The following is a 19,816-nucleotide window of genomic DNA, read 5'->3' as shown; positions in this document are numbered from 1 at the left end:
TTTAATATGTAAAAGGTAGCTAAATGTCCTTTGTTATGACATTAGCTACCTTTTTTCATGAAATTTATTTAACACTATACTCCGGTTCATCCTGCTTTTCATTATAATCGACATATAAATCATGATTATCGAAATACCATAAATCACGCTCTTCTACATAATATTGAATCTCATTTTTTTCAGCTGATGCACCTATCGTCATTGGTTCTTCAACTTGGATACCAAGAGAAAATCCTGATTGGACAGTACTAACGCCACCATATCTGGCAAAGAAACGAACATTATCACCTTTTTGTAAATCTAATTCTCTTTCATACCATGCGGCAGCTTCTTCACTTATATAAATTTTCAAAAGAAATTCCCCATTTCTTAAATTAATGATTGATTACTATAATCCCACACAATATGTAAGGATATAATGCGATGTGTGATTATGAGAGCTTTAAGTAAAAAGTTCTACTTTTTATTATAAAGGAAGTGTGATGAATGGGGTAGAGATAAGCAGGAATAGTGCAATGGCATAAAAAAGTGCTCCAAATATAAATAGCATTTGGAACACTTTTTTTTATATATGAAAACGATCGATACTTTCTTTTAATTCTTTTGTTAACATTCTTAGATTATTAGAGATTTGTTGAACTTCTTCAATTGATTTTTGTTGTTCAGTTGATGTATTTGTTACGTCTTGAACACCTTTACTAGTTTGTTCCGATACTGCAACAACACTATCAACTGAGAAAGAAATCGATTGACTACTATTATTTAATAAATCATTGGCTACAGCAATTTCCTCAATATCTTTTGATAAGTGATTCATAAAGCGTATCGTTTGGAGAAGGATACTTTCGGTTTCCTTTGATAATTGAGCACCTTCTCGAGCAAATATATTGCCATGTTCAATGTTTTCTAATGCTTTGGAGGAATCTTGTTGTATTTCGTGAATAATTGTCGCAATTTCATCAACAGATGTACTACTTTGTACAGCGAGTTTCTTCACTTCTTGGGCAACAACCGAAAATCCACGTCCATGTTCACCTGCTCTAGCAGCTTCGATTGAAGCGTTTAAAGCGAGCAAATTCGTTTGCTCTGATAAACCATGAATTAAGGAAGAAATTTCATTGATAGTTTGTAGCTTTCGATCTAGTTCTTTCATGATGTTAGAGGATTCGATTGCTTGTTCTGAAATGTGACTCATTTTTTTATTTAGATTTTCCATCGCTATTTTTCCTTGAGAGGTAGTTTGTTTTGTTTCTTGTGAACGATTGACAATTGTATCAATATTATTGGACATCATTTGTACTGCCGCAACATTGCTTTCTACGTTGTGAGTAATGTTTATCATCTCATCTGATAGTTTTTCCGAACCTTGTAATACTTGTACCATGGTAGCGCTTACGACTTCGGTAGCAGTTGATGAGATGTTTGATTGATTGTTTAAGGAAATTGAATCTTTTTCAGCCTGTTTAACAAGTATATGAATCTTTGAAACCATTTCTCTAAAATTAATAATCATTTCATTTACCGAGTTGAATAGGGAGCCTAATTCGTCGTTGGCTCGCTTTGGCATCGTTTTTGTTAAATCTCCTTTTGCTACGGTATGCATCAAGGAGGAGAGCTTATTAATTGGGTTAATAAAATAGCGTGAGAATAGAAAGCTAATAACAATAGCAACACATACAACTACACATATGACAATCACTTGGATTGTGAATAGTTTTGAGAAAATGGTTTCAGTATCTTTCTCAGCATCAGCAATTCTTGAACTCATATTTTTTGAAATAGTCTTTGAAAATGATTGTATTTCATCCTGAGAAATAATAGAATACATTTCCCATCCTGTTTCTTTATGAATTTGACCAATGTAACTGATTTTCTCATTATCTAAGAAAGTAGTGTTATTCGTTTTCTCCTTAAAGATCGGGAGGCTGGAAATATTTATTTTCTTTTGGACTAGATTTGAATCTTTATAGGCTAATAAAATTCCTTTCGGATCTGTTAAGATAACATAGCCTGTTTTGCCAACTTTTGTTTGAGAAATATGATTCAACAAATTTTGAAGAGATAATTCACATGCAATTACTCCAAAGAAAGTATCATTTTTATATAGCGGTGTGGAAATTGTAATATAGTAATTATTATTATTTTCATTTAAATATGCATTAGAGATACTAAATGAATTCTTTTTTAGCTTAGCGGCTGAATCGAACCATTGCTGATTATTAATAGAACTAATAGGTATTTTATCTTTAGGTGAATAAGCCAAGGGTTGTTGATTAGGTGTAGCAAGTAAAAATGAATGAATTACTCCATTTTCTTTTGAGAGTTTATCAAATAAACTTTCAATATCACTTGTATTTGAAGAGTATACCTCGTCAAATTGGGCAGCTGCTAGTAGGGCCGTTTTTCCGTTATTAAGCAGATTTGTAATTTGCGTGGCAACATTTACATTTTCGTGATAAGTGAGTGTCCCAGCGTAATGACTTGCAAAACCACTAACATCTCTTTGTACATCTCCAGATAAGCCCTTTGTCAGGCTTTCTGAGTTCTTTGTGAAGGATTGTACGGATATATAGGTGAAGAATGTACAAACACTTAAAATGGTAAGGATTGTCAGCAAAACACTAATGATTAACTTTAGTTTTAATGACATATATAGGCCTCCTTTCAGCCAAAGAATATTTTGGAAATAATGTAAGTTGATTATCTCATTTTTAATAATGGTTTTAAATACCTATAATGACATATATTTGAAAATTTAATTAAGATTTCTTGATATATTGTCTTGATTTTACAATAATATGAATAAAACCATTAGAGGAAAGTAGATGTGATTGTTACTAAAGTCATGTGTGTAATTAACTATTCAATTAAACATATATCTTGGTGTGTGAATTTATAAAAAATTATGAAAATAGTCACTGATTTGTAATAATCCTTGTTTGATTCTTAATATTTCGTGCAATATAATAAGTTGTGTTTCAATTGCATTTCTTTTTAACTAGGTTTCCAAAAAGAATTCTGACTTTCCTATTGTTCGTAAAAACTTTGGAAAGAGATATGAAGAAATCTGGTTCATATTTTGGGGTATTTTAGTTTTGTGAATATAGGGGGATTAGGTATTATGGTTTTTTTTGCTAAAACAAAGGAAGCTCGAAGTGTGTATTTGGAAAAAGCAGTACATGCACAAGTAAGAAAGGAATTTCAAAATGAAGAAATTAATCTACAACTAAAATCTATATCTTTTACAGAAGATGATATGAAGTTAATTTCTGTTTTTCAGCCTATTATTAAAGAGAATATAGACTTATTAGTTGATAGCTTTTATAAAACGATATTTGAGGTATCAGAATTAAGAACGTTAATCGAAAAACATAGTTCTGTTGAAAAACTACGAGCAACATTAAGTCATCATTTACAAGAAATGTTTAATGGAGTTATGGATGATGCTTTCTTGGAAAAGCGTTTTCGTGTTGCTAAGGTACATTATCAGATAGGTTTACAGCCAAAGTGGTATTTTTGTGCTTTCCAAAACGTGCAAAATTCAATCATTTCATTAGTATATGAGAATGTTGGGCATATAGATGATCGACAAGCACTAATATATTCTATTTGTAAAATTATAAATTTTGAGCAACAGCTAGTGTTAGAAGCGTATGATAAAGAAAATATTAGAGCACGTGAAGCGCAATATAAAAAAGTAAAAGAAGAGGTAAAGAGTAAAATTCTAACTATTTCTGAAGAATTAGCTAAACTAAGTTACAATACGAATCAATCCATGCAACTAATCTCTTCAAATAGTAGAGAATTCAATACAAATATCAACTCAAATAATAAACAATCTTATCGTACTCGTGAACTCGCAAAAGATGGTCAAGAGCGTTTGAAAGAATTAACGAAAAACATTCACACAATTAGTGTACATACAATGGATGTTGAAAAAAATATTCAAGCATTAAATAAATCATTCAAACAAATTACTGAATTTGTTGGGCTAGTTCAAGAGATTGCGGATCAAACGAACCTTTTATCTTTAAATTCTGCAATTGAAGCAGCAAGAGCGGGTGAGCACGGTCGTGGCTTTGCTGTTGTTGCTGATGAGGTGAGAAAGTTAGCAGATCAAACGAAGCGATCAATTACTGAAATCTATACAATTGTTAATACATCAAGTAAATTTATGAAGGAAGCGGTTAAGTCAATTGAAAATGTACAAGATGTTGTACATAGTGGAGAGGAATCTTCAACAATTACGCAATCTTCCTTTGACAATATTATCGCGTCGATGGATGAAAGCCTCCAAGGAACTGGAATTGTAGAAGAGCAAATGGAAGGCTTTGTGAAAATTTTAGATGAAATTGTGGAATCTACTTCACAGGTTGCTGTTTCAGCAGAAACATTAAATGAAACGGCTACTGCTTTATAATAAGAAAAACCGTCACTGGTCCTTATTGATAAATGTAGTTTAACTCTTCGTCTTACTCCAAATCAAAAAAGAGCCATGCGGCAGACGTAAGACGTTCTCTTTTTGAGTACCCGCATGGGAAATCGCATATATAAAAACAAGCATAAAGGCAGTGGATTTCGCAAGTGAAATCACACTGCTTTTTAGCATTATTAAAATGAGTTTTGTGGTAAAATTAGTAAGTTTTTCATTACGCTAAAGGAGCAGGTTTGTTAAAGCATCGCCATTGTACACATCATTTTTTTCGTGTTTATTGAGCTTTAAGGCTGCTATTTCTGATAACTTCTTTAATAAGATTTTATTAAAGTACCTGTTATCTCAATAAGAGCTCATTTCGTACCATCGGCTATCCCTTTATACGAAAAGCTATAATAATACTTTAATAATAAAGGAATCCGATGACTCGCATTCAAATTATGAATACTCTCCATCAATTTATCGTATTCATAGCCAGTGTGCTACATTTGCCAATGCCAACTTTTCAAAACTGAGAGGTTCTTCATCATAATCACCATGATTTAAAATTTGTACACATAAACCATCTTCAATTTCATCAGTTTTTTCTGGAATTTCCAATTTATAAACACAATTTCATTCTTAGATAGTGGAATACCTCATTGAGACACGTAATATCCACCTGTGTGATTATAGAAATATATATCCAACTTTTGTGTGTAATCGCTGATTAGTTAGTTATACGCTTATTTCATTTCAACAATTTATCTTTATAAAGTAATTTGAACTAAAGCGGAATGACAAACGTAATATAAACATTAAGATCCTTATATTACATTCACAATCATGAAAATTACTAGCTTAAGATTTTTAAAAAGGGGGTGACGAATAGATGTATTTCCAATCGAATAGTTTGAGACATTAGTCATTCTATTAAATGTAAGAATGTTTGGTTTACTATTATATAAAATTAAACAATTGTTAATTACATATTTTCTCCAACGTAGTTTGTATTCTAGGTGAGGATAAGTTTGGACGTGAAGGTAATATAATTAAGGGAATTTATCCAATGGAATTCAGGAGGATTTATCAGATGAAAAAAAACTCAACAGTAGCAAAGGTGCTTTTAGTAAGTGCACTCGGATTAACAAGTATTGGTGGCGGTATGATGTTCTACACAAAATCAGCTCAAGCAGCAGCAGAAAATAAAGAAATTAATTTTGAACAAGTGGGGAAAGAGTTCTTTGAATCTCTAAAGAATAGTAAATGGGATGAGGCTTACTCTCTATTAAATACCAATTTGCAAAAGAAAGTAAAAAAAAACACAATTGGAACAATTGTGGAAAGAACATTCACCGTATGGTGTAATCGATCAATGGGAAGTTTTGAAGATTCAAAATGATTCTGTACATACAAAAGTAATTATTAAATGTTCGGCTAAAAATGGACAATATCAGTTTGTCGTAAAGTTAGACAAACAAGGAAAAATTGATGATTTTAATATCGAAAATTATTATGCGGATGGAGCCTTTTTAACCCCTCCTTATGATTTGCAAAACTATACAGAAAAGCAGGTTACCATCGGAAATGGTGAATTTGCCTTACCGGGTATATTAACAACGCCAAAAGGCAAGGGACCATTTCCAGTTGTCGTTTTAGTGCATGGTTCTGGTTCAAGCGATATGGACGAGTCAATGTTTGCTCATAGACCTTTCCAAAACTTTGCAGTTGGTTTAGCAAGTGAAGGAATAGCGGTCCTTCGTTATGATAAACGGACCAGAACACATGCTATGAAATTTAAATTTGAGCCAAATTATACAATTAATGAAGAGACAGTCGATGATGCAAATTTAGCAGTCAATCTATTAAAAAAACAACCAAAAATTGATAACAAACAAATTTTTGTTCTAGGTCATAGTCAAGGAGGTTTTGCCTTACCAAAGATCATTTGATTAAAGGTGTAATTAGTGTGGCTGGACCAGGTCATTAATTTTCCGATTTAGTAATCATGCAATTAGAACAAGCATTAGAAAGAGCGAAAAAAAGTAATGAGGCACCAGAAACGATTGATGCAATAGAACAACAAGAATTATTTTACAAACAACAATTTGCACTTTTAAATGATCCACAGTTCTCGCTATCAAATCCACCACAGGGCTTTGCTTTGCCACAGGCGTCATGGTGGTATGATCTTCGCAATTATGTGCCTGCTGATCTAATAAAAAAACAGGAAATTCCGATGTTTGTAGTACAAGGTGGAAAAGATATACAAGTTCCTGTTTCAGATTATGAACAATTAAAAGGAGAATTAAAAGAACGAACAAATGTTCAATATAAGTTATATCCAAATATGTTTCATGGCCTCGCCAACTGGGAAGGGGAACCGAATGGAACGACAGAATATATGACTCCAGGTATTGTACCTCAAGAATTGATAACGGATATTTCGAATTGGATGAAAAAAGGTGAAGTTACAGAAACACCTTTAATTGACCCAACCGTATTTACAGATTATAAAGAAGGATTATATTGGTCTGAAGCGATTAAATGGGCATTAAATAAAGGATTAGTTGTAGGTTTTTCTGACGAGAAAAAGCTAAAGCCGGATTTAACTATAACTGAGAGTCAGTATTTGCGAATAATGCTATGCTATTCGAATGATCATTCTCAAAAAGAGGAATCTATAAAAAGTCTTTATGAATTTGCAAAAGAAAAAGGTCTAAAAGTATCAGGTAAGTCTAATGTTAATCTAACAAGAGGGCAAGCTGCTGTTTTATTAACTAAAACTTTTGCGAAACAAAATTTCACAGAAAAACAAGCTGTTCAATGGTTATTCGATCAAGGGGTAATTAATGGTTATGATCAATCTCACAGCTATGAATCTTTTAAACCAACAATGGCCATTTCTAGAGCGCATTTGGTAACGATTCTTTATAATTTAGAGCAAAAAAAATGATTTAAACTTTAAATTTTATTTTCCCAAAAAAAGCTCAAACAATAAAACACAAACACTCTAAAAATGCACTTGAGGGGGGTTAGTTCAATAAGAAAAGATGAAAATTAATATACAAAAGAATTATTTAGTTTCATGTTAGACTCATATTACGAAGCAAAAGAGAGGAGAAATATAAATGAATCAGGATGTTGAACTGTACGATAAAATGATTTATTACAAAGGTAGAGTATGGACAATTTACGCTTTGACAGAGAATCATGATGGTGTGTTTGCGTACCAAGGTCTGAAACCTTACGATACATTCAAATATGATTCTTACCAATCTAACCTAAATATTACTTTCTTAAAGATGGATGAAGCCTTGAATTGTATTGTTGAAGGTGATGACTGTATTGCAGAATGTGTTAAAAACGAAAAAATAGCACAAGCAAAGAAGCTTAATAAAGAAATGGCAGTTGAATTTTTGGTTTATCTTACTGGACACCCAAAAACGAAAATTAATAGTGAGATTGAGGAAGAACATAATTGCTTTAAAATTGTCTTAGGTCAGATTCGTTATGCTCTTTGGAAATCGGATGGTAGATTGTATCTGCATCATCAGATAAATGGAAAAACGACAGACACATCTTTTGATTTTGTAACTTGGAAACCAGACAGTATGCACGAGTATGCTAATAATAAGAAGCAAGAAAATGAATATAAACAAGAGATTATAGAAGCTTATAAGGACAAGCATAATTGTTCTTGTGATCGGAAGTAGATTCGCATAACGTAGATTAAACTTAGGAAACAAAAGGTTCAGTCAATAGTCTAAATTTAAAAGCTCATCGAAGCTGATAAGCTTTAGAGTAACAAAGTTAATTAAGATTGTTTGCTTCTCTTTTTTAAATAAAAGTTAAAAATGGACTTCATAATCAGATATAAGACAAAAATGGTTGAGAATATTAAACCTGGTTCTGCAAAATAATCCATAAAGATGAAACTCAATATTACTAAGATAGTCGCTACTATAAGGTCTAATTTTTACTCATAAGATATATTTCCCTAGCCGTTCTTTACCATATCAGCAATAACTAATGCATCTTTTTTATCACTTTTTGACTGAAAATTATCACGGTTTTCTTTATTCTCCTTACTAAATGTGGGTTCACCGTTACAACCTCCATATTTTATTGAAGAATCCATTTTGGAAGATTGATCCAGTAGTATCTTTTTTATACAATTATCGGGCAGTTTAGTTCAATAAGGAATTCTGTGTTTAGGATCGAATTTAAAATTAGTTTCGATGAACCTTATCATAAGTAAATGAGGTTTTTACTAAAATTAGATAGAATATGTTCAACTTAGTTTTAATGAATTGAAAGGTAATTTTAGACCAGCTATTATGTAGATTATATAAATGAAGGTATGAATTAATATAGAGATAAAGTAGAATTTAGCGATTAGATTATTGCTATATACCACTAAATATAAAACTTCTATACCGAAATAATAAAGATAAGTACAGTTTAGATTTTGCAATGAATTTACTTAGTGGTAAGTATGGATTTATGTGTCAATATGATAGAAAAACTAACGCTGATACTATTTGGTCAGTAGTTTATGATTTGAAAAGTAATCATATTTGGAGAGTGGAAGGCAACCCTAGTCGTAAGAAGTTTAAGGAAGATACCCGTTTTAAAATAAAGTAAGTTGATTGATACTGAAAAGAGTACTGCTGGAACAGATTTTTGGGATTTAAATGTAGAACGTGCGGTATTGATTTAGGGGAATTAAAACACATTATGAGAATTTAGAATAAGACTCAGAATCTTTTTGGGTGAAAGAATGTACTTAAACAAATGGGTGCATTAGTGGAAAATCAGAGCTGTCATTTAGACGGCTTTTTCTTATGAAGCTAATGGGGCAGGTTAGTGTAATAAGAATAAGTTATGAATTCGTATAAATAACCTGTTATTTTCTTTATGTAGCATATTTGATATTTTAAGGAAAAGAGGAGGGAAATGGAATGAGAATTTTTGATGCCCATTTTCACATTATTGACTTTAATTTTCCGATTATAGAAAACCAAGGATATTTGCCACCAAGTTATGTAGTAAAGGATTATCAAAATGAAACTACTGATTTAAATGTATTAGGTGGAGCAATTGTATCAGGTTCATTTCAAGAATTTGACCAAGAGTATTTATTGAAAGCTCTTAAACAATTGGGTTCAACATTCTGTGGCGTAACGCAATTACCTTATACAGTGACGGATGATGAAATTTTAAAGCTAAATGAAAAAGGAGTAAAGGCATTACGTTTTAATATAAAACGAGGTGGTTCAGAAGATTTATCTAAGCTCGATTACTTTGCAAGGAGAGTTTATGATTTAGTTGGATGGCATAGTGAGCTTTATATTGATGCGAAAGAGTTACCCGAAATTTCACCTGTGATTGAAAAGTTACCTGCTATTTCAATTGACCATTTAGGATTGTCAGAAGAAGGCTTGCCATACTTATTAAATTTAATTGATAAAGGTGTACACGTAAAAGCAACGGGTTTTGGGCGTGTGGAACTGAATGTTGAAAATGCCTTGAAATCTATTTATGAGACTAATCCTGATGCACTTATGTTTGGAACTGATTTGCCATCTACAAGAGCAAAAAGACCTTTTGAGTACGAAGATATTAAATTGATTCAACGACTTTTTGATAAACAGGCTTCTGATAAAATCTTGTACACAAATGCTTTAAAATGGTATTTCAAATAATTCAATATTAACTGTATTGATCTTGGAAAGTTTGTGAAGAAATGTTCTTAATCTATCAGGTGCGTTCGTATTATATAGTTCAGCCAGTAATTTCTGGTTGAACTTTTTTTGTATAGATTTAATCTATCAGTAGCCAGGGTAGAACGTCCGGGTGCGTGGGACATTGATTCCGTCAGCTAAACTGTTCACCCCCTACTAGTAGAAATATGTTTAAGGCTGGTTGGGACTTAGATCTCGTATAACAAGCGAAGCTATAATACTACTTGGATGAAATAGGGGCTACTGGTGAATACACTAGAGGAGGAGAAAGAATGAACCCAGTTGTGGGTGTAGACATAGCTAAAGGAGAGAGTGAAGTTCAAGCTTTTTTAGATAAAGGAAAGCCTTATGGAAAGAGTTTTTCAATCAAGCATAATCGTGAAGAATTAGATGCGCTTATAAGCTTCTTAGGGGAAATGAAATCAATGACTGGTCAAATGCCAGTGGTCATATTGGAATCAACAGGACATTATCATACACCTATTATTCAATGCTTAGAAGAAAATGAAATCCTTTATATTTTATTAAATCCAATCATTTCTCATCAAGCAAAGAAATCCAGTTTGAGAAAGGTAAAAACAGATGCATTCGATGCCTATCAATTATGTATTCTTTATTATAAAGAGGAATTTGAGCCTTATAAAATGAAAGGAATTCAGCTTCTAAACCTTCGAAACTTATCTAGACAACAAGAGATTATAACCAATATGTATGTGGAAGCAAAACTACAATTCCATACGATATTAGATCAGGTTTTCCCTGAATATAGGAAGGTTTTTGGTGATCTTTTTTCGAAAGTGTCTTTGTGGATATTAAAAGAATATCCAACTTCGGAGAAGGTTCTGATTACAGATGAACAGCAGTTAGCAAATCGTATTCGTGAGTGCTGTCCGACTCGCTCGGATCAATGGGCAAGAGAAAAGGCCGGAACGCTTAGAAATGCAGCTCTTCAAATCCGTTTCAGAAGGTGATGTATCAAAGTCATCTAATCAATCTCACTATGTATATAGATATCCTATTTCATTACCAAGGATACCTTTCGGAATTGGAGAGCCAAATGGTATCCCTAGCAAATGAAATAGAAGAATATAAGATTATCCAATCAATCCCTGGAATCGGTGAAAAAATCGCAGCCACGATTATTTCAGAAATTGGGGAAATTGATCGGTTTAATCACGCTAAGAAATTAGTTGCCTACGCTGGAATTGATCCTAGCGTCCATTCATCTGGGAAGTTTACAGCGACCACCAATCGGATAACCAAACGAGGTTCCAGTAGACTAAGGCATAGTTTATATCTAGCCATTTTGTGTGGAATAAGAAGTTCCAGAAATAAAAAACTCAAAGCGTTCTACGATAAGAAACGATTAGAAGGAAAGCCTTCAAAAGTAGCGATTGTCGCTTGTATTAATAAGCTTCTTCACTGGATTTATGCTTTATTAAAGAGGAAAGAACATTTCCTAGATATAGCTTAAAAAGCCTTTTTAACCACATAAAGAAAAACCTTCCATAAGACATCTGGAGGGCTATTTGGTATGCCTAAAAGTATTATAGCATAAAAAAATTTATGTTTAAGAGAAAGATATTGACAACCTATTAGCTGGTTTAGTTTAAGTACAAGGCTGTCATTTAGGCGGCTTTTTCTTATGTAACAAACGGGGCAGTTTAGTGCAAGATGGATTTTTATTAGATTAAGTGGAATAAAATGAATGCGTAAAAAGGAGGAACATCCATTTTATGATCATGCCTTTGCTTGGCGAGGAAAGCGAAAAAATTTTAGCTAAAAAAACGCATCCTTCATTTGATTAGAAGTTTGCGTTTTTTTGTATACTTTATTTTTTCTTCTCACGAACCAAATCAATTACAACATTTTTTCCATCAATATCTTTAAATAACAATTTAAATTGATTTACATTATCGAAAGAGGTAACATCAAACGTTTTCACTTTAATTATTGTCCCATTATCTTGAGCTCTTGAATATCCCTTCAATGTTGACTTATGTGTTTTCCCTTTTCCATCTATAAGAATGGAACCATCAATTGTATTTTTCTGACTTTTTATTATTTCATCATCTTCAGAAGGATTACGCTCAAATGTGATATTCATTCCCGTAGGTAGTAATTCTGCAGACACTATTTTTGCGAATTCAGGCTGTTGTTTAGGGATAAAATTAATCTCCTGATGTCCTTTAAATTTCGCATCTAACTTTATTCCTCCTTGCCATGTCCCTTGAATTTCCTTACTTAGTTGTATACCATTCTTATGCCATGCTTCTATATTTTCCGTTAAAATATTCGATTGAGATTCTGCTTCAGTCCTATAAGATACATCCTTATTTTCTAATGATGAAAATACAGATATTGAACTGATGTTAAAGTTTAAACTGTTGATACCATCAATTGAATTCATAGGATAATATACTAAATTATAAATTATTTCTCCTTCTTCTTCATTTGCTTGAATACTCGATTCCCCACTTGCTAAAAGCTTACTATTTTCATTGGTTAACCCTTTTGTGTATTCAGCTTTCTCTATGTATCGTCCTTTATCATCTGTTAAATCGTACTTCATTATTAAATCTGTCATATTACTTATTATACTTTTATCCTCAAAGTTAAATTGTAAAGAAACTGCTATTTTAGATTTATCGTACAAAACATTTTTAATTTGGATTGAAACACCATTATCTTTCATCACATTATTCTTATCTACTTTTTGAATATATCCATTATCTGCTGCTAATTGAACTCCCTGATCTTTCGCAAAGAAGAATTCCTTTACCATAGCCAAAGTTGTATCGCCATATACCCCAACTCCAACACTTGCTCCAACAATTGTTATTCCTGCTATAATTGCCGCAGCTATTTTTTTATAAGAGGATGTTTGTTTTTGTTTTTTGCTTCTCCTAATTTCTTCAAAAGCAAGTGCTTTTTTCTTCAAAACACTATTAGGAATTATTATATTATCATTTAATGCTTTTTCTAATTTGTGCTCAAATTGATCACTCATTTGAAATTCCTCCCGTAATTTATAATTTCTCTTTCTTGTTTTAAATAAAATTCTTTTAGCTGTTGCCTTGCTCTATGTAGTCTGGATTTAACCGTTCCTTCTTTTTCATTTAAAATCTCTGCTATTTCTTTTGTTTTAAATTTATTTACATAATAAAGTGTGATTACTAGTCGATACTCCACATTTAAATAACTAAGCATATTGTCAAACTCAAGCTTTTGTTCAACATTCTCCGTTACGATTTGATCACTCTGCACTTCTCCATAATCATCTACATACAAAATCTTATTTTTCCGTAATATATCATTACATTTATTCATTAATATTTTCGTAATCCATGTTTTAAAATATCCTGGTTCTTTTAGCTTTTTTAGATTTGTAAAAGCAGATAAAATAGCTTCTTGTATTGTATCACCTATATCTTCTTCATTTTTCAGACGAGCTTTTGCCACTTTATATATTTGTGGCATTATTGTATCAATAGCTTCAATAAAGGCTTCCTCATCACCTTTTTGAGCTCGCTTTATGAGCAGCTCCATTTGAAATTCCTCCTTAAAAATCTAACATTTCTTTTTATTATAACTATTAGACAATATTTGCTTTAATTTAGTTGCGAGAAATTCAAAATGAAAATAACCTTAGATCAGTAAATACCGGAACTAAGTTACTTTAATAATTTTATTTTTTGCAATGGACAACGAAACCCGTTAGTAATCAAAACAGCCTTTTTCTTATGTCACTATCGGGCAGGTTAGTTCAATAAAAAATGGTATTTTATAGATTATCTGCTTTACAAAATGTTACAATCTAGCCATTCGATAAATGTGAAATTATCCATTTGAGGAGAGATGAAATTGAGGATTATATTAAATCCTGAAGAGTATGCAAAAGTTTGTAAATGTTCATTAGAATTAGCTACTAAAAGATGTTCACATTATGAGAATCTTTATAAAATACATCGTGAAGCTGTTTGCCCTACCTGCAACGCTGAAAGCAGAAATTTATATTTTGACGATGATAATGTACCAAATGAAATAACTATAGTTAATATTCGTTGTCGAAATTGTAAAGATACATTTTCTACTAGCGATGCAAGACTACGTGATTGGGAAGCTGGAGCAGGATTATTCGATCAGGTTCTAGATGTAATTGACTACGGAAAGGGCTCCGTAATGGGATTTGCATATGATGATTTGTCGAAAGAAGAATGGATTCAATTTGTACAAGAGTCAACTAATAAATTATATAATGATGATTTGTAAATGAATGTCTAGGGTTGAAGATTAAGGCTGCTAACGAGTCAGGTTAGTGTAAGAAGGTAAAAAATCGAATATCCTATTGGAAATAAAATTTGGAGGGAAATAAAATAAAAAAATTTATAATTATATTTTTGATAGTAATACTCGTGATAATTGGTAGAATAGCATTCTATTTAAGTCAAAATTATAAAACAATAGGCTATGTAGTAGAGGTAAATGAAAATTCTTTATTAATTATTTCTGAAAGAGGTTATATAGAATTACAAAAAAAAATCCCTAGTACCTCAACAAAGAATAGGATAGATAGTGATTTACGAACGGAGTACACGGACATTTGCATACCCAAAATAAATAAGTTCTTTCATTCCAAGTTTGAGAAAAATGAAAAAGTTAAAGTGTTTTCTGAACCTATGATAATTGAAACAGGCATTCCTACGATTGAAGCAAACCTAATAACTAAAATGGAATAACAAGACTATACCAACTAGATGTTTTTGAATAAATTTAGATATACTATTAATAAAAGTAAGTAAATGTAATTAAACTATAAGTTGCAATAGCATAAGAACAGAGCTGTCATTTAGACGGCTTTTTCTTATGCAGCTAACGGTGCAGGATAGTTCAATAAGGATTTCAGTTGAATAAAGGAAAAAATAGCTTTTTGTAGAATGGATATTTAAGTAATTTGTGAGGAGGGATAACCAATAAATTACTATTTATCCTGAGATAGTAATTTATAAACAAAGATATTGAAGATGAATAGGTTTTAATGTCAATAATTCAACTTGCAGAAATTATGAGCGACTCTACTGTAAAAAGTACTAATGAATTTTTAAATGAGCTAAGGATTAAGACTTTTAGAAGTTTGACTATAAAATAAACTGAAAAAAGGGGGAAATATGGAAATTAATAAATTGAAACTGCATACGAATAAACTATTTGAAATGAAGAACTTTTATATAGATATATTAGGTTTTAATATTAGTAATGAAACTGAAACAAGTTTTAAAATTAACGTGGGATCAAGTGTTTTAGAATTTAATAGTGAAAATTCAAATGATAATCCATACTATCATTTTGCGTTTAATATCCCATCTAATCAATTTATTGAAGCAAAATTATGGACGAAGGATAGAGTTACTTTGTTATTAGAAGACGGAGAAGATGAGGCTGACTTTTCACACTTACCAGCTCATTCAATTTACTTTTATGATCCATCTGGTAATATTGTTGAATTAATTGCTAGATATGGAATTAATGAAAACCGAGAAGAGCCTTTTAGTTCGGATAGTATGTTGAATATTTGTGAAATAGGGTTGATAGTTGATGATCCTATTTCTATTGGAAATAAACTAAGTGAAATAGGTTTATATGAACGTGATAACGATCCAATCAGTGCAACCTCGTTAAACTTTATGGGAAAAAGAAAGAAAGGTATCTTCGTCATCTTAGCTCAGCCAGGGAGGAGATGGCTATTCTCAGAAAAAAAATCGGAAATTTATCCTCTTGAAATTATATTAGACAGCGATTTTAAGATAATTGTTAATCCAGAACACAAATGTTCAATTGAATAATGCTTGATCCATATAAAGCATTCTATCAAATCGTATTAGTTAATTTTGAAGTTAATATAAGAGTTTAATATCAAGACTGCTCATTAGCAGTCTTTTTTTGTTATGGAGCTAACGGGGCAGTTTAGTTGAAGAAGGAATGCTATAATATGGTAAAATAAAAAGCGGATTTTAAAGGAGATGAGATTTTGGATCCTTTAAAGAAAAAAATAAATAGTCGGATATCCGAAAATAATTTGTATCCTATTATGAATAATACTAAGTGGGGAAAATTACAAAAATCTATAATAAATGATTTCCCAATTCTCCCTCCTTATCAAGCTAAATATGTATTAGAAGATACTCCTAAACCTGAATTATTTGAGGGTGATGTATGGTACTTAGGAGATTGGGTAGAGGGAATATTACCTTTTTATTCAGTGGAATGGATAAGAGTTAAACCTAGATATCTAAAACATAGGGGAATACTTATACAGGATGAAGTTATAGATTTTACAAATGAATTTCGCACATTGTTACAAGAGTTAAAAATACCATATGTTGAAAAAAACAATGACTTTTATATTTATGGATACCTATCAAATACCGAATTACTTTCTAAAAAATAAAGGCTATGTTAAAGGAAAAGGTTGATTTATGTTAAAACGAGAACAAGTTTGTGAAGGCTTACACCTGAACTAACGCCGCAGGATAGTTTAATAAGAAATAACATAACTGAGTAATTGTTTTTTTAAAAAAGTATGCAGTGTCTATTTATTATTAAAAAGGGGAAGAATCGAAAAATATCGCTTTCTTCCCTTTAATTAATCCCTTTATTTTTTTGCTAATTGTGAAGCCAATTGTTTGGCTTCATCAGAAGCATTTTGTAACAATTCTTCACGATTTGATATAGAAGTTCCTTGAATACGCATAATTTTATAATCTTCTATTCCCATAAAATTAAACATAGATTTTAAATATTTATGAGAATATTCTACTTCTGTGTACCAATCGTTATTTGTATAAATGCCACCACTTCCTTGTATAACAACCATACTCCGACCATCATATAATAACCCAACTGAACCATTTTCAGTATATTTGAATGTTTCTCTTGCAATCAAAATGTTATCCATATAGTCTTTCAACTTTGAAGGTACATTGAAGTTGTGCAAGGGATAAGAAATAACATATTTATTGGCACTTTTAAATTGTTGAAGAATCTCATTCATACGTGTGATAATTTTTTGTTCTTCATCAGTTAGCAATTGGTTATTTCTTTGTTTATCCCAAGCAGAGAAAGTATTTTTATCCAACTGAGGAATATAATCGTCATATAAATTGATTTGCTCGATGATTTCTTCATCTGAATGATCTTCTTGATAAGCGTTCATAAAATCACGTAAGGCATTTAAACTAACGGAAGTTGTGGAATCGAATTCAGGGTGTGCATTAATAATTAAAAGTTTACTCAAAGTTGTTTTCCTCCTAAAATTTCCTATATAATATTAATCGTAGATAAAAATAATCGTGGATTAAAATTGTCTACGATTAATATATAACTTTTTTCTTTTTCCGTCAAAGATATACACTTATTGTTTTTTTCTATGCGGAATAATAAAATATCTTTTTATAGGAGAGTAGGTGAATAAATATGAAGTATAGTGTAATGGTTGAATATGCTTTACACAGTTTAGTGTATTTGATAGATATACCTGATGACGAAACCATTGGCATTAAGGATTTAGCAGAATTTCAAGGATTATCAGAAACCTATTTATCGAAAGTATTCAGTAAGTTATCTAAGGCTGGCATTGTAACCTCTGTTTCTGGTGTGAATGGAGGTTATAAATTAGCAAAAGAACCAAATAAAATATCTTTTTGGGATGTAATTAGGGCAGTTGAAGGTATTAAGCCGATTTTTCAATGCAAAAATATCTTAAAAAATAACGTGATGTATCAAGACGATGAAAAATGTCAATCGTGTACAACTAACTCTACTTGTACGATTAACTTGGTTATGTTAGAAGCTGAAAATCAAATGCGTGAATATCTGCAAAAAAAGACACTTGATTGGTTGAATCAGGAACTTGATTCAGTGGTATCAAAAAAGATAAGAGAAGACTCAAGAAATTATTTTATTAAAAAAGGTACAATTTGATTCTAACCTAAAGTGGTGAATCCTTTAGGTTAGATTGTGAATAAATGTACTTAAACTATCAGGTGCGTTAGCTCAATAAGCCAAATTAAAAAGGTCGGTTCCATTACAGGAATCCGACTTTTTTAGGTTGAAATTCTCTTAGCGTATGTTTTCCGCGTTTTGTTGGTAGGACCCCATACCCATCAAGCTAAGAACGTAGATGCTTAAATTTGACTGCCTATTTTTCAAAGTGAGGAAGAAATTTAAAAAGTAGGCATACCAAATAAACCTATTTAAATTTGTTTTTTTACCTAGGCAACTTGTTTATGTTCGATTGTTCTTTCATACACCACACCGAGAATATCAAATAGCGTCTTTTTCTTGTATCGATGGCATTTCCGACCATTCTTTTTTAATAATTGATACAGTCGATGAAGGACTTGTAGAAGTGCTTCTGTACTCATTGCCATCGCTTGAAATAATAACGGAAAGTAATCTTTAATCATGTAAATCGCTTTATATTCGCTTAGTTCTTGCTTCTTTTTTTCTAGTAGAAGCTGTCGCATTTGAAACATGGTTGATGAGCACAGAAGAATGCCAATGAGTTGACCGTATAAGTGGCACTCTAGGCGTTCTTTTTTTATCTTTTTACAGGCATCAAATTATTATGGTAGGAACAGCCTCATCATTTGGGTATTGCCACATAAAAAATAGACATTTACAAGTCCAAGGTGTTCCAGATTTTAAAGTCGGGACCGCTTCACAATTCTTTTGGACCTATACAGAAAAAGGGTTCATGGATAATGTTGTTCTACCTGTATTGAATGGGTCAGATGAATTACTTTATACAAACATATCTAATAGAAGATATAAAGTATTATATTTATCACGGGAAAATAATAGAGTTCACGTTTACATCCATAAAGGAAGTGACTGGGCTGGCTATTCTGATTATGACTGGGTAGTCGTTACATCTTACCCATGGTTTAGAGGAGAACCAATACGATAAAATAGATGACCAAGAAGCATATCGTTTCTTGGTCATTTGCTTAAAGGCTACATAGATAAGTTCTATATTCTAGATTCTACTAAGTTATAAGGGAGAAGAACAAAGATGAATGGTAAAGAGAAAGAAATCAAACAAAAGATAGTAAATATTGATAGAACTAAGGATAAAAAGATTTTTGATACGAAGATGATGGATAGCTGGTCCGATGAAGACTGGGCTGAATGGGTTGGCACCGAAAAAGACTATGGAATAAACGTAGTGTTTGAAGATGATGAAGAAATCTATTTGCAACTATCGAGTCTTGCTGATGACGAGGTAACGAGTGAATTCATACTGGGCTTTATCGTCAAAAATAGAGCAAATCATAATCTAAAAATCCAATGGACTAGATTACTTGTCGATCATATCGAATTCGATTCAAGTGGATTCGAAGATTGTTTACTAAAGTCCAACCAAGCAGCTGTAGATATAGAACTACGCGTGAATCACCAGAATTTCAAGGGTCAAATTGTTGTCGGAGTCCAAGTGATTGATGCAGTAAGTCTCAAGCTTATGAAAGACATTGTTTTAGACTATAAACTGTTTTAATCTAGTTCACCGGTTCAGTTTAAAAATCTATCTCGAATTAGATTATTCCTCTATCTCAGCAAGCAATCGTTTTCCTTTTGGAGTGACAACATAAGCATT

The 19,816-nt window shown here is 31.7% G+C and carries 18 protein-coding genes and 5 pseudogenes; 14 read left to right on the top strand and 9 right to left on the bottom strand.

Annotated features, from left to right (window positions below; translation table 11 throughout):
* Positions 1-64: 64 nt before the first annotated feature.
* From TX86_RS10530 to TX86_RS27835, 3 genes and pseudogenes are all read right to left on the bottom strand, one after another.
* On the bottom strand, positions 65-352 hold the full coding sequence (locus tag TX86_RS10530) for a HesB/YadR/YfhF family protein (protein ID WP_042348682.1): 288 nt from the start codon (positions 350-352) through the stop codon (positions 65-67).
* A gap of 213 nt (positions 353-565) precedes the next feature.
* Entirely contained in the window at positions 566-1,384 is an 819-nt protein-coding gene (locus TX86_RS27840; protein WP_439096853.1) for a methyl-accepting chemotaxis protein, read from the bottom strand.
* Between the two features lie 126 nt (positions 1,385-1,510).
* Positions 1,511-2,650: pseudogene (locus TX86_RS27835) on the bottom strand (HAMP domain-containing protein); the annotation flags it as partial.
* A gap of 471 nt (positions 2,651-3,121) precedes the next feature.
* Between TX86_RS27835 and TX86_RS27830 the strand changes: the two are divergent.
* Positions 3,122-3,655 (top strand): annotated as a pseudogene (locus tag TX86_RS27830) (protoglobin domain-containing protein); the annotation flags it as partial.
* A gap of 120 nt (positions 3,656-3,775) precedes the next feature.
* The gene (locus TX86_RS27825; RefSeq protein WP_439096852.1) at positions 3,776-4,420 is read left to right on the top strand and encodes a methyl-accepting chemotaxis protein; all 645 of its coding nucleotides are present in this window, start codon (positions 3,776-3,778) and stop codon (positions 4,418-4,420) included.
* A gap of 483 nt (positions 4,421-4,903) precedes the next feature.
* On the opposite strand, the gene TX86_RS27440 is transcribed toward TX86_RS27825, so the two are convergent.
* Positions 4,904-5,035, bottom strand: coding sequence for a hypothetical protein (locus TX86_RS27440; RefSeq protein ID WP_268258248.1), 132 nt, complete (start codon positions 5,033-5,035; stop codon positions 4,904-4,906).
* 472 nt (positions 5,036-5,507) lie between these two features.
* Here TX86_RS27440 and TX86_RS25760 point away from each other — a divergent pair, with 472 nt between their 5' ends.
* The 4 genes from TX86_RS25760 (at position 5,508) to TX86_RS10510 (ending at position 8,130) form a co-directional block, all read left to right on the top strand.
* Positions 5,508-5,816 (top strand): hypothetical protein, encoded by a 309-nt coding sequence (locus TX86_RS25760; protein ID WP_052343633.1) that lies wholly within the window; start codon positions 5,508-5,510, stop codon positions 5,814-5,816.
* On the top strand, positions 5,752-6,366 hold the full coding sequence (locus tag TX86_RS25755) for an alpha/beta hydrolase family protein (protein ID WP_195892888.1): 615 nt from the start codon (positions 5,752-5,754) through the stop codon (positions 6,364-6,366). Before TX86_RS25760 ends, TX86_RS25755 begins: the two co-directional genes overlap by 65 nt.
* Before the next feature lie 56 nt (positions 6,367-6,422).
* Positions 6,423-7,370 (top strand): S-layer homology domain-containing protein, encoded by a 948-nt coding sequence (locus TX86_RS25750; RefSeq protein WP_052343631.1) that lies wholly within the window; start codon positions 6,423-6,425, stop codon positions 7,368-7,370.
* 175 nt (positions 7,371-7,545) lie between these two features.
* A complete protein-coding gene (locus TX86_RS10510) occupies positions 7,546-8,130 on the top strand; it encodes a hypothetical protein (RefSeq protein ID WP_042348679.1) in 585 nt (194 codons plus the stop codon).
* A gap of 287 nt (positions 8,131-8,417) precedes the next feature.
* On the opposite strand, the pseudogene TX86_RS27245 reads toward TX86_RS10510, so the two are convergent.
* A pseudogene (locus TX86_RS27245) lies at positions 8,418-8,578 on the bottom strand (IS110 family transposase); the annotation flags it as partial.
* 800 nt (positions 8,579-9,378) lie between these two features.
* Between TX86_RS27245 and TX86_RS10505 the strand changes: the two are divergent.
* The gene (locus TX86_RS10505) at positions 9,379-10,122 is read left to right on the top strand and encodes an amidohydrolase family protein (RefSeq protein ID WP_042348677.1); all 744 of its coding nucleotides are present in this window, start codon (positions 9,379-9,381) and stop codon (positions 10,120-10,122) included.
* 311 nt (positions 10,123-10,433) lie between these two features.
* Positions 10,434-11,635 (top strand): annotated as a pseudogene (locus tag TX86_RS10500) (IS110 family RNA-guided transposase).
* 357 nt (positions 11,636-11,992) lie between these two features.
* Here the strand turns inward: TX86_RS10500 and TX86_RS10495 are convergent.
* Both TX86_RS10495 and TX86_RS10490 read right to left on the bottom strand, forming a co-directional pair.
* Positions 11,993-13,171 (bottom strand): DUF4179 domain-containing protein, encoded by a 1,179-nt coding sequence (locus TX86_RS10495; protein WP_042348675.1) that lies wholly within the window; start codon positions 13,169-13,171, stop codon positions 11,993-11,995.
* Positions 13,168-13,710: an RNA polymerase sigma factor gene (locus TX86_RS10490; RefSeq protein WP_042348674.1), complete on the bottom strand. Its 543-nt coding sequence runs from the start codon at positions 13,708-13,710 to the stop codon at positions 13,168-13,170. The genes TX86_RS10495 and TX86_RS10490 overlap by 4 nt, the downstream gene beginning before the upstream one ends.
* A 315-nt stretch (positions 13,711-14,025) precedes the next feature.
* Here TX86_RS10490 and TX86_RS10485 point away from each other — a divergent pair, with 315 nt between their 5' ends.
* The 3 genes from TX86_RS10485 (at position 14,026) to TX86_RS10470 (ending at position 16,609) form a co-directional block, all read left to right on the top strand.
* Positions 14,026-14,433 (top strand): hypothetical protein, encoded by a 408-nt coding sequence (locus tag TX86_RS10485; protein WP_042348673.1) that lies wholly within the window; start codon positions 14,026-14,028, stop codon positions 14,431-14,433.
* Positions 14,434-15,329: 896 nt separating this feature from the next.
* Positions 15,330-16,004, top strand: coding sequence for a toxoflavin lyase-like VOC family protein (locus TX86_RS10475; protein ID WP_042348671.1), 675 nt, complete (start codon positions 15,330-15,332; stop codon positions 16,002-16,004).
* A gap of 185 nt (positions 16,005-16,189) precedes the next feature.
* Positions 16,190-16,609: a DUF6678 family protein gene (locus TX86_RS10470; RefSeq protein ID WP_052343630.1), complete on the top strand. Its 420-nt coding sequence runs from the start codon at positions 16,190-16,192 to the stop codon at positions 16,607-16,609.
* A gap of 204 nt (positions 16,610-16,813) precedes the next feature.
* On the opposite strand, the gene TX86_RS10465 is transcribed toward TX86_RS10470, so the two are convergent.
* A complete protein-coding gene (locus TX86_RS10465; protein ID WP_042348669.1) occupies positions 16,814-17,455 on the bottom strand; it encodes an FMN-dependent NADH-azoreductase in 642 nt (213 codons plus the stop codon).
* A gap of 179 nt (positions 17,456-17,634) precedes the next feature.
* Between TX86_RS10465 and TX86_RS10460 the strand changes: the two genes are divergently transcribed.
* On the top strand, positions 17,635-18,141 hold the full coding sequence (locus TX86_RS10460) for an Rrf2 family transcriptional regulator (RefSeq protein WP_042348667.1): 507 nt from the start codon (positions 17,635-17,637) through the stop codon (positions 18,139-18,141).
* A 290-nt stretch (positions 18,142-18,431) separates the two neighbouring features.
* On the opposite strand, the pseudogene TX86_RS10455 reads toward TX86_RS10460, so the two are convergent.
* Positions 18,432-18,773: pseudogene (locus TX86_RS10455) on the bottom strand (IS4 family transposase); the annotation flags it as partial.
* A gap of 14 nt (positions 18,774-18,787) precedes the next feature.
* Here TX86_RS10455 and TX86_RS10450 point away from each other — a divergent pair.
* Positions 18,788-19,129 carry a hypothetical protein gene (locus tag TX86_RS10450; protein WP_042348666.1) on the top strand — a complete coding sequence of 114 codons (342 nt, stop codon included), beginning with the start codon at positions 18,788-18,790 and terminating at the stop codon, positions 19,127-19,129.
* Positions 19,130-19,234: 105 nt separating this feature from the next.
* Positions 19,235-19,717 (top strand): hypothetical protein, encoded by a 483-nt coding sequence (locus TX86_RS10445; RefSeq protein ID WP_042348665.1) that lies wholly within the window; start codon positions 19,235-19,237, stop codon positions 19,715-19,717.
* Positions 19,718-19,816 lie beyond the last annotated feature (99 nt).

The organism is Bacillus massiliigorillae (genome assembly GCF_000380245.2).
GTDB lineage: Bacteria > Bacillota > Bacilli > Bacillales > DSM-1321 > Bacillus_AD > Bacillus_AD massiliigorillae.
This window is presented reverse-complemented; position numbering and strand designations above follow the sequence as displayed.